Source organism: Pseudonocardia sp. KRD291 (assembly GCF_019263595.1).
Taxonomy (GTDB): Bacteria; Actinomycetota; Actinomycetes; order Mycobacteriales; family Pseudonocardiaceae; genus Pseudonocardia.
In genome coordinates this window covers 16,290-28,630 of sequence record NZ_JADQDD010000046.1, presented here as the reverse complement: position 1 = coordinate 28,630, position 12,341 = coordinate 16,290, and the positions used below count along the sequence as shown (strand labels likewise).

The following is a 12,341-nucleotide window of genomic DNA, read 5'->3' as shown; positions in this document are numbered from 1 at the left end:
CAGGTCGAGGTGATCGGCGAGCTGCCGCGCAACGCGATGGGCAAGGTCGTCAAGCGGGACCTGCGGGCGCGCTTCGCCCCGGCCCCCGCCCCCGACCCGGCCACCGTGGTGCGCGATCCGCTGCCCGGTCTGACGACCGTCGAGTACACCGTGGACGCCCACGTCGCGACGATCACCCTCAACCGTCCGGAGCGGCTCAACAGCTTTGACCGGACCATGACCGAGGAGGTCGCGCGCGTCTGGGCGCACGTCCGCGACGACGACGACGTGCACGTCGCCGTGCTGCGGGCCGCCGGTGACCGGGCCTTCTGCACCGGCCTCGACGTGCGCGAGGGCCCCTGGTGGAGCGACCAGAACATCTGGAACCAGGAGGATCCCGGCGTGGCGCTGAGCCCGCGGGCACACCAGGTCTGGAAGCCCGTGATCGCGGCGGTGCACGGGATGGCCGCGGGCGGCGGGATGTACTTCCTCAACGAGTCCGACATCGTGATCTGCTCCGAGGACGCGACCTTCTTCGACCCACACGCCAACGGCGGCATGGTCTCGGCGCTGGAGCCGATGGGCATGCTCCGCCGAGGCGTACCGCTCGGCGACGTGCTGCGCTGGGCCCTGGCCGGCAACGAGGAGCGGCTCACCGCGCAGACCGCGCTGCGGCTCGGGATCGTGACCGAGGTGGTGCCCCGTGATCGGCTCTGGGCGACCGCGCGCGAGCTGGCGGACGAGATCGCGGGCCGGCGCCCGCAGGCGATCCAGGGCACGGTTCGCGCGATCTGGGAGTCGCTGGACCAGCCGCCGTCGGTCGCGGCCAGGCACGGCCTGGCCTATGCCCAGATCGGCAACGTGGGACGCGAGCAGCTGACCCCGCGCGGCGAGGCGCGGAAGCGGCTGCGGTGAGTGGGCGATCAAGGTGGAGCGGCCCGGCGGCGGCGTCGGCAGGCGGCGGTGACCGCCATCGGCGCGCACACCGACGCCGTGCTCCGCGCGCTCGGCCGTACCGACACCGAGATCGCGGCGCTGCGCGACCGCGGTGTCGTCCGAGCGCCGTCCGACCCGCCGACCGTGACCCCAGGAGTAGCCCATGACGACCCTTGACGCCCCCGACACCCTGCTCCCCGAGTTCGGCCTGTATCTCGACGGCCAGTCCGTCCCCTCAGAGTCCGGCCGGACCTACGAGTCGTTCGATCCCTACACCGGCGAGCCCTGGGCCCGGGCGGCGGACGGTACGGCGGCCGACGTCGACCGAGCCGTCGCCGCCGCGCGCGCGGCACTCGACGGGCCCTGGGGTGCGCTGACCGCCCCGGCCCGCGGAGAGCTGCTGCGACGGCTCGGCGCGCTCATCGCGCGCGACGCCGACCGGCTCGCCGAACTGGAGGTGCGCGACGGCGGCAAGCTGATGCGGGAGATGGCGGGCCAGATGCGCGGCCTGCCCGCCTGGTACTCCTACTTCGCGGGGGTCGCGGAGACCACCCACGGCGAGGTCATCCCGACGGACAAGAGCAACTACCTCGTCTACACCCGGCACGAGCCGGTCGGCGTGGTCGCGGCGATCACGCCGTGGAACTCCCCGCTGCTCCTGCTGACCTGGAAGCTCGCGCCGGCCCTCGCCGCCGGGTGCACCGTCGTCGTCAAGCCCAGCGACTACACCCCCGCCTCCACGGTCGCGCTCGCCGAGCTGGTCACCGAGGCGGGGTTCCCTCCGGGCGTCGTCAACGTGGTCACCGGCTGGGGAGCCGAGACCGGCAAGGCGCTGGCCGCCCATCCCGGCGTCGACAAGGTCGCCTTCACCGGGTCCACCGCAACCGGGATCGCGGTCGCCCACGCCGCGGCGGACAACGTCGCCCGGGTGACCCTGGAGCTGGGCGGAAAATCCGCGCAGGTGGTGTTCCCGGACGCCGACCTCGACGCCGCCGCCAACGGCGTGGTCGCCGGGGTGTTCGCGGCCACCGGGCAGACCTGCCTGGCCGGGTCCCGGTTGCTGGTGCACGAGTCGGTGGCCGACGACCTGGTCCGCCGGATCGTCGACCGCGCCGAACGAATAGTCGTCGGCGACCCGAAGGCCCCGGAGACCGAGATGGGCCCGCTGTCCAACGACCGCCAGCTCGAGGTCGTCCTCGGACATTTCGCCTCGGCCCGCGAACAGGGCGTCCGGATCGCCTGCGGCGGCGAGCAACCCGTGGGTCTCGGCGGGTACTTCGTGCGCCCGACCGTCCTCACCGACCTCCCCACGGACGCCCGGGCACTCACCGAGGAGATCTTCGGCCCGGTGCTCGCCGTGTCGACCTTCACCGACGAGGACGAGGCGGTCGAGCTGGCCAACTCCACCCCGTTCGGGCTGGCCGGCTCGGTCTGGACGAAGGACGTGCACCGCGCCCACCGGGTCGCGGCCCGGCTGCGTGCGGGGACGGTGTGGGTCAACGCCTACCGAGCCGTCGCCCCACAGGTCCCGTTCGGCGGCGTCGGGCTCTCCGGCGTCGGACGGGAGAACGGGGCCGACGCGATCAAGGACTACACCGAGACGAAGGCCATCTGGATCGAGCTCTCCGGGCTCTCCCGGGACCCGTTCACCCTGGGCTGAGGGATAGACGCGGTCGAGGCGGCGAGGCCCCGGACCTCCCGCCACCGTGCCGCGGCCGGTCAGGCCTCGCCGGTAGTCCCCTCGATGACGACGACCCGCGCGGACGCGAGGTTGGGGATCCGGCGGAACCGGGCCGCCGTGTCCCCCTCGCGGTGGGCGCAGACCCGCGCCGTGACGAAGTAGGTGCCCGGGCGGTCGTAGGTGTGGTTGGTCGCCAGCGAGACCGCGGAGTCACGGCCATCGACGTCGTGCCGCACCGGGAAGGTGCCGCTGCCGTCGAGATCCCACTCCACGGACACGATCGTGCCGCCGCCCGGCGGCACCTCGGCGCGCACCTCCAGCTCGACCGGACGCCCCACCGGCACCTCGGCACGGGGGTGACCGGCGGCGCTGACCGAGACCACCGGCTGGACACCGCCGCGCTCGGCGGCCGCCGCAGGGAGCCGGATCTGGCCGTCGGCGACCGAGAACGTGGTGGCCGCCGGCGGCACCCCCTCTTCCACCCAGCGCATCAGGTCCGCGAGGCCCTGCTCGACGACCGGGAAGTAGTCGACCAGCCAGGTCGAGCTCGCCCGGCCGGGTGCCCCGGGCAGATACGTCGGCGGGATGTGCTCGGCGTTCTCCGTCCACTGCAGCCGGAAGCGCTCCGCCGCGCCCTCGGCGCCCTGGTCGGCGAGCACCGCGCCTCGGTAGACGAGCCCCTGGCCGGGCCAGAGCGACGAGTCGTGGGTGTGGTGGATCCAGAGCAGCTTGCCCTGGAGGTGCCCGGTGTAGGAGACACCCATCAGAGGTGACATCCGTGGGACCGGGTGCTGCGGGTACACCGGGCTGCCGGCCGAGCGCAGCGAGTCGAACTGCGCGTCGGTCATCACGTGATGGCGGTGGAAGTAGCAGAACGCGAGGAAGTCGCGGTTGTCGACCTGCACCTCGTCACCCGCCCGCAGCCCGGCGAAGCGCAGCGCGTTGGCCTCGCCCTGCCCGTCTCCCACCATCAGCCCGCCCGCGGTCCCGCTGCAGTAGAGCCGCCGGCCCGCCGCCTCCCCGCCGAGGACCCGCATCCCCGCTCCGAGCCGGTAGCCGTCGGGCAGGTCGGCCAGCTCCACCGCATAGGGCAGGTCGCGGGCGCCGCTGCCCGCCATGATCCCTGCGGTCGCCCGCATCAGCGTGTACTCCGGCCCGGCGAAGGCCGGGTCGGTGAGCAGCTCGCCGACGGTGACCACGCGGCGCACGCGGACCACCGCGTCGAGCACGTCGCCCGCCACGACCTCCGGATGGTCGTGGCCGACGTAGCCGGGGCGGGTCCAGAAGTGCTCGAAATAGTCCGGGTCCGCCTCGACCAGCCGCTCCGCGATCGAGGTCCACAGCCAGATCTGGCCCATCGGCGCACCGATCATGAACTCGTCGCCGCGCGGGAATCCCTGCCGGTAGAGGCTCGCGAGCTCCTCGCGCTGGTGGGTGGTCAGCCCCGCGAACGGGTCCCCGCTGCCGCCCGGGGCCGTCGCGTCGACCAGCGGGCCCATCACGTCACGCAGCAGCCGCTGCACGTTGAACATGCAGGCGAAGCTCATCACCTGCGCGCCCTGGACCGGCTCGGTGGCCGGGAACGGCGCGACGTCGCCGCCGCCCATGAACGGCAGGGCGCCGTCGAAGACGTCCGGGGCGTTCTCCAGCACCAGCGGGGACCGCCGGCCGCCACCGGAGCCACCCCAGACGTAGGCGTGGTGCGGGGCGATGCCGTACACCTGCTCGGCGACGTGCTTCGAGAACCGGGCGCACTCGGCCGCTGCCCGCCACCCGTAGAGGGTGGGGTCCTCCCCCGCGCGCGGGTCGACGTCGTCGCCGATGTGTCCCATGTTCGTCTCGACCATGTAGCCGCCGAGCCGCACGGTGAGCTCGAGCCCACCCATCGCCGCACCGAGGGCACCGCCGAAGAAGTCCTCGTGCCCGGCGTGCGCGCCCTCCAGCGGCATGACGAGCCTGCCGCCCCACTCCTCGGCGGCCGGCAGACAGACCGTGAACCGGGTGTCACAGTCGGCGAACCCGCCGTGGACGGAGCGGTGCGGGTAGGGCTCCACCCGCCACCCGTCGCGGTCGACGTACGGGGGCCCGAAGTACGGATCCGTCACGGAGTAGGACGAGCAGTCGATGGCGTCCGGCATCGCGACCTCCCGATGTGCTGCCCGCAGCGTCGCGGGACCCCGAACCTACGGTCGTTTCTGACGATGAGTCAACGCAGTCTCAGCAGATCCTCAGAACCGCACGTGCATGTCCTCGCCCGGACCCAGCGGGTCCGGGACCGACTGGCAGCCGAGGACGTGTCCCTCGGCGAGGTCGTCGTCGTCGAGCACGTCGTTCGACTCCATCCGGACCCGGCCCTTGAGCACCTGGGCCTGGCAGGCACCGCAGACGCCGTCGCGGCAGGAGTACGGGGCGTCGATCCCCTTGCTCAGCAGCAGGTCGACCAGCCGGACGCCGGCCGGCCAGGTCAGCTCGTGGGTGTCCCCGTCGAGCTCGACGACCACGTGGACCGCGCCGTCGGGATCTTCCGCCGCAGCCGCACCGGGCACCACGATCTCGGCGAACGGGTCACCCCCCAGCGAGGTGTAGACCTCGACGTGCACCCGGGCCGCGTCGGCGCCGGCGGCCCGCAGCGCGGCGGAGACCGCGTCCATGTACGGGCCGGGCCCGCAGAGGAACGCCTCCCGGCCCGCGTAGGGCGCGACCAGGGCGGTGAGCTGCCCGGTGGACGGGATGCCCTGCACGGACTCCAGCCAGTGCAGCACGGTGAGCCGCGCCGGGTGGGCGGCGGCGAGGGCACGCAGCTGTGCACCGAAGATCACCGAGGACTCGTCCCGGTTGGCGTAGAGCACGGTGACCCGGCCCGAACCGGCCGCGAGGGCGGAGCGCAGGATCGACAGCACCGGGGTGATACCGCTTCCGCCCGCGGCGAGGAACAGGTCGACGTCGAGATCGGCTGGGGTGAACACACCCGCCGGGGCCAGCACCTCGATCTCCGAACCGGCGCGGACGTTGTCGCACAGCCAGTTCGAGCCGTACCCGCCGGCCGTGCGCTTGACCGTGACGGTGAGTCCGGGATCAGCGCCGTGGGGCGAGCTCGCGAGCGAGTAGCAGCGGGCGACCGAGCCGGTGCGCTCGCTCGGGATCCGCAGGGTGAGGAACTGACCAGGCCGGTAGGCGAACATCTCGCCGTCTCCGGCGGGCACCTCGAACACCAGCGAATGCGCGTCCGCCGTCTCCCGGACGACCCGCGCCACGCGCAACGCCCGCGAGCGCGGCCGGACCACGGTGTCCTCCGCCTCGGCGTCCCCCGAAACGGCCCCGGTCGGCGGGGTGCCCGCCGGGCTGGTCGGCGCAGCGGCGGGCTCGGCCATGGGTTCCTCCAGACCTCGGGGGCACTGATCGCCGTCGACGGCGACCCATTTCTGACATAGTGTATGTCTCTGTCGAGCAGGAGAAGAACTGCCGGCGCGATGTGACGCGGTCGTCCCCCGGTCGTCCCCCGTCCTCCGGGTGCGGCCGGTGCCGCCGCCCGCGCGTTCCGGCACCGAGCCCGGGAGGGACCGAGTCGATGAGCACCCACGTGGGCGTCGCGGACACCGAGGAACAGGCGGCGCTGGTCGAGGCAGTCGAACGCGCCCTGGAGCGGCACTGGGGTGCCGAGCACCGGCACAAGCAGGTCGGCGACCCGGCGGCGGTGAGCGAGCGTCCGGTGTGGACGGAACTCGCCCAGCTGGGCGTGGCCGGGCTTCCGGTGCCCGAGGAGGCCGGCGGGTCCGGCGGCCGGTGGGCCGAGCTTGCGGTGGCGCTGGAGGTCGTCGGCGGGGCGGTGGCGCCCGTGCCCTCGATCGGCGTGGCCGGGGCCCTCGGTGCACTGGAGGTCGCGGACACGCCCGCAGCCGCGCGACTGCGGGCGGCACTGGCCGAGGGAAGCTCGATCGCCGCCGTCGCGTGGACCGAGGCCGGGACCGGCGAGGAGGCGTTCACCGCCACCGGGCCGGCCGAGGCCCGGGTCTCCGGCCGGGCCGATCTGCTGCTCTCCCCCGAGGCGGACGCGCTGCTGCTGCTCGCGACCGGACCGGACGGGCCGGTCCTGGTGCAGGTCGACCCGGCCGCGGCCGAACGGCGGGCCGGCCTCGACCCGACCCGACCGACCGGCACCCTCGCCCTGACCCACGCCCCCGCCACCGTGCTCGCCCGCGGCGAGGTCGCCGTCGCCGCGGCCGGACGCGGGCGGGCCGCGGCGGCCACCGCGCTGGCCGCCGAGCTGGTCGGGCTCGTCGGGCACTGCCTGGAGGGAGCTGTCGACTACGCGGCGACCCGCGAGCAGTTCAGCCGGCCGATCGGCAGCTTCCAGGCCGTCAAGCACCGCTGCGCGGACATCCTGGCGTCGCTGGAGCTGAGCCGCGCCGCGGCCCGGCACGCCGCGGCTCTGCTCGACGAGGGGACGGCGGTCGACCCCGGCGCGTTGGAGGAAGCCGTCGCGCTGGCGCTGCTGCGCACCCGATCGGCCGCGCACGAGGCGTCGCACGGCTACATCCAGGTCCTCGGTGGCATCGGCTTCACCTGGGAGCACGAGGCCCACCTGTACCTGCGCCGGTCCGGTGCCTCGGCACCGCTCTTCGGCGGGCCGCAGGCGCAGCTCGCCCGGCTCGACCCCGCTGCGGCCCGGGCGGCGGTCGCGCCCGCGCACACCGGGCCCGCTGCGGAGCTCGACTCCGCGGTGCGCGAGCTGCTACCCGCGCACCGCGCGACGTGGGGCGTCGATGACTCGTTCACCGCCCGGCTGGACTGGCAGCGGACACTGCACGGCGCGGGGTGGATCGCGCCGCAGTGGCCTACCGGGTTCGGCGGCCGCGGCGTCGGCATCGTCGACCAGGTCGCGTGCGACGGCGTGCTGGCCGCGCACCGCGCGCCCGCCCTGGCCGGCGTGCTCGGGGTCAACAACGTGGCCCCCACCCTCATGCACTACGGCACGCCCGAGCAGCAGGCCCACCTCGCGGCGATCCAGGCAGGCACCGAGGTGTGGTGCCAGGGCTTCTCCGAGCCGGGTTCGGGCAGCGACCTGGCGTCGCTGCGGACCCGCGCGGTGGTCGAGGAGAACGGCGACTTCGTGGTGTCCGGGCAGAAGGTGTGGACCTCGGAAGGCATGGAGGCCGACCACTGCCTGCTCCTGGTGCGCACCGACCCGGAAGCCCCGCCGCACAGGGGCATCTCGGCCCTGCTCATGCCGCTCGACCTGCCCGGCATCACCCGCCGCCCGATCACCCAGATCACCGGCGAAGGCGGGTTCGCGGAGCTGTTCTTCGACGACGTCCGCGTCCCGCGCTCGGCCCTGCTGGGCCCGTTGCACAAGGGCTGGACGGTCACCATGACCACCCTCGCCTTCGAGCGCTCCGGCGTGATCATGATGGCGGGCCGGCTGGAGCAGGACGTCCTCGACGTCGTGGAGACGCTCGAGGGCCGCGACCTCGACCCCGCGACCCGCACCGACCTCGCGGAACGGCTCGCGGAGTGCCGGCTCGTCGGGCTGCTCGGACGGCGGGCCCTCGGCCGGATCGCCGCGGGCGGGACCCCCGGCCCGGAGCACTCGGTGATCAAGCTGGCCTGGTCGCTGGCATCGCAGCATGTCGCCGAGACGCACCTCGCTGCGCTGGGCGCCGACGCCGTCGCCGATCCTTCGGCCGCCGCGGCACGACATGCCTACCTGCTCTCCCGGGCCTCCACGATCGCCGGCGGCACCACGGAGATCATGCGCAACATCCTGGCCGAGCGGGTGCTGGGCATGCCGCGCTGAGCGTGGCCGGTCCGCCCCGCCCCGGGGCGGACCGGGTGGGTCACGGCGCCGGGGCCGCGGGGACCGGGACGAACCGCGGGTGCAGCGAGCCGGCGGCGGCGAGCAGCTCGGCCGCCCCGGGCCAACCGACCGCGGAGGTCGGTCCACCCGCGTCCAGGTGGCACCGCACCATCCGGAACCGGCCCAGCTCCGGGTCCCGGACGACGTGGGTCAGTCCCTCCGCCACGAACACGGGGTCCCGGACGGCGCCGGCCCGCGGAAGGACCCGGCAGGCCGGGACGCCGAGGCCGGCGAAGATCGAAGTCCAGTGGGCGACGGGGTGCCGGGCCAGCTCGGTCGCCGGATCCGGCCCCGCGGCGCCGAGGAAGGCCCCGACCTGCGCCGACGTCCTCGCGGCGACCGCGACCCAGCCGTCGGCGGCCAGGTACAACCGGTGGGTCCGCCCCGGGCCGGCGTGGTCGAGGCCGCCCGTCGCGACGGGCGGCCGCCCGCCGTAGGTGGTCAACTCCTCGAGCTGCAGGAACGTCGACGTCGCCGCGAGCGAGGCGGTGACGTGCTGGCCCCGTCCGGTCCGGTCGCGGGCCACGAGGGCCGCCAACGCCCCCAATCCAGCGAGCGCCCCGGTGGCCACGTCGACGACGGGAGCGGTGGTCGCGACCGGATCACCCGCCCCGCCCTGCGCCGCCGACAGGCCGGACAGCGCCTGCAGCACGGGATCGAACCCCGGCAGCTCTGCGAACGGCCCGCTGCGCCCGAAGGCCGAGACCGAGCACCGGACGAGTCGGGGGCCGGCGGTGGTGAGCACGGCGTCGTCCAGGCCGAGGCGGGCCATGCTCGCCGGGCGCAGGTTGTCGACCAGCACGTCCGCCTCGCCGGCCAGGCGGAGCAGGGCGGCCCGGCCGGGCGGGGAGGCCAGGTCGAGCCCGCCGACCGTCTTCGCCTGGTTGACCGCGGCGTACGACGCGCTGAACACCCGGTAGGGGTCCCCGCCCATCGTCTCGACCTTGACCACCTCGGCGCCGAGGTCGGCGAGCAGAGTGCTCGCGAACGGCGCGGCGAGGAACGTGCTCAGGTCGACCACCCGCAGCCCCGCGAGCGGACGGTCCGCAGTGGGGCCGGCGGGATCAGCGGGGACCACGCCGGGCCAGACCTCGTCCTCGGTGACCGTGTGGTCCGGCCCGCCCGGGTACCGGATCTCACCCGGGTTCTCCGGCAGCCGCACCGGCACCCCGGGCATCGTCACGGTGCCCACCACCGGGTGCGCCGCCACGACCGGTGGGGCCGCGGCCGCCACGATCTCCCCCTCCAACCACTCGGCGTGGGTGCGCACCGGCGCCGCCGGTACGCCCGCGGCAGCGAGGTCCACCAGCCAGTCGTCGCGGTCGCGCGTCGCGAAGGTCCGGGCCAGCTCCTCCCCCACCGGCCGGCCGATCTCCGGCACCAGCAGGTTCGTGAACTCCCCCTCCACCCCGGGCGCGACCATCACCTCGAACCGGTCGAGGACCTCCAGCGCACGCAGGAAGAAGTCCGCGGTGAGGGCCGCGAGGTGCAGGAACAGCCCGTCCGCGCACCGGTAGGCGCGGAAGTTGGGCGAGCCGGGCAGCCGCACCCCCGGCGAGAACACCCGGTCGACGTCGAGACCCTCGAGCATCATCGTGCTCAGACAGGCCGCGGACGCGTGCAGCCCGCTGACCACCATCCGCCGGCCGTGCCCGGTCGTGCGGAAGCCGAGGACGCCTGCGGCGGCGGCGACCGCGCCCAGGGCGCCGTGCACCGCCTCCACGAGCGGGACGACGGACGCCACCGGCCGGTCCTGCTCGGCGGCGGGATGGTGGCCGGCGAACCCGCCGAGCGCGGCCAGCAGCAGCGGATCGGGTGGGAGGTCGGGCCCGTCCGTGCCGTACGGCGGCATCGCCACGTGCACTGGGCCGGGCAGGGGTGCGGCCCCGGACGGTGAGTCGTCGAGCACCACCTCGGCGCGGGCGGCGAGCCGCGGCAGGTCCGCCGGGCCGGCGAGCAACCGCTTCCCGCGGTCGACGACGAGGTGTTCCGGTGTGCCGGGGTCGTCCGGGTCCCAGGTCGGCGCCCCGGCACCGGGCACCCGCACGACGTCGGCGCCGAGGTCGGCGAGCAGCATCCCGGCGGTGCGCGCGGCGCGGCCGGTGCTCATCTCCAGCACCCGCACACCCGCGAGCGGGGCGGAGACGATCGAGCTGCCGGTGGCCGAGCGCTCGGTGTGCGGGGTGTAGTCGGTTCCGGCCGAGCTGGTCATGGCCCTCCTCGGGGTCGGCCTCGTCGTCAGCGGGCGTCGGATCAGGCGGGGGTGCCGAGCAGGGTGTGCAACCGGTCCAGCACGCCCTCCAGCTCCACGGCGTGGCACGCGGCTGCGACGTACCGGTCCGGGCGCACCACCACGACCTCATCCTGCGGGCGGGCGAGCAGCAGGTCACGGAAGGCGCCGTCGGCGTCGACGAGCGCGGTGGACCGGCCGGGCGCGGACGCTCCGGCCCGGGCGGCCGGGCCCCCGGGCCGGACGGCGAACAGGTGCCCGCCAGCGCGCGCCAGCCTGTCCCGGGCGGCGGTGCCGAGGTGGTCGGCGGGGTCGGCGGTCAACCCGATCACGGCGAGGACCGGGCCGGCCCCCTCGCCGGTCCGGTCCAGGATGTCGTCGAGCAGCCCGGGGGCGCCGTCGGCCGCTTCCATCCGGGGCTGGCCGAACTGCCGCCCGACCGGCGACCCGGCGTCGGGCCCCGGCACCACGGCACCGACGGTGTAGCACGGCGCAGGCTTGTACTTCATCTGCAGGATGTAGTCCCGCGCGCCCGGGATCCGTTGCACCGCACGGAAGAACCCGTCCCGCACGACCTCCGTGCGGCGGCTGCGCGGCTGGTACATCGAGCCGACCCGGGTAGCGAAGGACACCATCGCGGTGGAGTGCCCCCGCCGCTCGGCGTCGTAGCTGTCGAGCAGGGCGGGGCCGGCCCTGCCCGCGGTGACCGCGGCAAGCTTCCAGGCCAGGTTCGTTGCGTCCCGGATCCCGGAGTTCATGCCCTGGCCGAAGAACGGCGGCTGCAGGTGCGCGGCGTCGCCGGCCAGGAAGACCGGCCCCGACCGGAAGGTCGCGGCGATCCGCGAGTGGTGCCAGTAGACCCGGCGACCCTCCACCCGAGGCAGCGCCCCCGGGTAGAAGCGGCGCAGCATGTCCGCCACGAACTCCTCCCCCGCGACGCGGTCGTCGTCCTCGCCGGAGAGCAGCTTGAACTCGAACCGGCGGTGCGCGTACGGCAGCGGGATGGTCATCGTGGGGCGGTCGGGGTCGCAGTACACGGCCGAGTACGGGGCGTCGAGGGTGTCCTCGGCGACGTCGACCACGAGCCAGCGCGAGGGCGCGGTGCTGCCCTCCAGCGGGACACCCACCGCCTCGCGCAGGAAGCTGCGGCCGCCGTCGGCGCCGATCGCGTAGCGGGCCGCGACCGCGAGCCGGCCCTCCCCAGCCTTCGCCTCCAGCCGGACACCGTCCGGTCTCGTCTCCAGCCCGGTCACCTCGGTGCCGGTGTGCAGCGAGACGTGCGGGAACCGCTCCAGCCCGCGGCGCAGCGAACGCTCGAGCAACGGCTGCAGGAACAGGTTGCGCCGCGGCCAGCCGTACGGGCGCCCGCTCGGGCCGACGTGCGCAAGGATCCGCCCGGTGGATGAGTGGTAACGGATCGGCGCGTTCCGGATCAGGTCGGGCAGCACATCGTCGATCACCCCCGCGGTCTGCAGGGTCCGCAGTGACTCGTCGTCGATCGCGACGGCGCGCGGGTAGGGCGTGACGTCCGGCTCGCGGTCCAGCACGACCGCGCGGACCCCGGCCCGCCCGAGCAGGTTGGCCAGAGTCGTGCCGCACGGCCCGGCGCCGACGACGGCGACATCGGTCTCGATCTCCATCAGGTGGTCCTCTCGGATTAC

The 12,341-nt window shown here is 74.7% G+C and carries 8 protein-coding genes; 4 read left to right on the top strand and 4 right to left on the bottom strand.

Annotation, left to right across the window (positions count from 1 at the left end):
* The 3 genes from I4I78_RS09425 to I4I78_RS09415 all read left to right on the top strand — a co-directional run.
* The coding region (locus tag I4I78_RS09425; RefSeq protein ID WP_308251990.1) for an enoyl-CoA hydratase-related protein at window positions 1-894 on the top strand (894 nt) is incomplete at its 5' end.
* A 48-nt stretch (window positions 895-942) separates the two neighbouring features.
* Window positions 943-1,092, top strand: coding sequence for a hypothetical protein (locus I4I78_RS09420; protein WP_218610863.1), 150 nt, complete (start codon window positions 943-945; stop codon window positions 1,090-1,092).
* Complete coding sequence (locus I4I78_RS09415; RefSeq protein ID WP_218610862.1) at window positions 1,079-2,575, top strand: aldehyde dehydrogenase; 1,497 nt, start codon at window positions 1,079-1,081, stop codon at window positions 2,573-2,575. The genes I4I78_RS09420 and I4I78_RS09415 overlap by 14 nt, the downstream gene beginning before the upstream one ends.
* Window positions 2,576-2,634: 59 nt before the next feature.
* Here I4I78_RS09415 and I4I78_RS33560 read toward each other — a convergent pair whose 3' ends face one another.
* Complete coding sequence (locus tag I4I78_RS33560; RefSeq protein WP_218610861.1) at window positions 2,635-4,734, bottom strand: PKD domain-containing protein; 2,100 nt, start codon at window positions 4,732-4,734, stop codon at window positions 2,635-2,637.
* A 90-nt stretch (window positions 4,735-4,824) separates the two neighbouring features.
* A complete protein-coding gene (locus I4I78_RS09405; protein ID WP_218610860.1) occupies window positions 4,825-5,967 on the bottom strand; it encodes a ferredoxin--NADP reductase in 1,143 nt (380 codons plus the stop codon).
* Window positions 5,968-6,164: 197 nt separating this feature from the next.
* Between I4I78_RS09405 and I4I78_RS09400 the strand changes: the two genes are divergently transcribed.
* Window positions 6,165-8,390: an acyl-CoA dehydrogenase gene (locus tag I4I78_RS09400; RefSeq protein ID WP_218610859.1), complete on the top strand. Its 2,226-nt coding sequence runs from the start codon at window positions 6,165-6,167 to the stop codon at window positions 8,388-8,390.
* Between the two features lie 40 nt (window positions 8,391-8,430).
* Here I4I78_RS09400 and I4I78_RS09395 read toward each other — a convergent pair whose 3' ends face one another.
* Both I4I78_RS09395 and I4I78_RS09390 read right to left on the bottom strand, forming a co-directional pair.
* Window positions 8,431-10,662, bottom strand: coding sequence for a CoA transferase (locus tag I4I78_RS09395; protein WP_218610858.1), 2,232 nt, complete (start codon window positions 10,660-10,662; stop codon window positions 8,431-8,433).
* A gap of 41 nt (window positions 10,663-10,703) precedes the next feature.
* A complete protein-coding gene (locus I4I78_RS09390; protein ID WP_218610857.1) occupies window positions 10,704-12,320 on the bottom strand; it encodes a bifunctional 3-(3-hydroxy-phenyl)propionate/3-hydroxycinnamic acid hydroxylase in 1,617 nt (538 codons plus the stop codon).
* Between the last annotated feature and the right edge of the window lie 21 nt (window positions 12,321-12,341).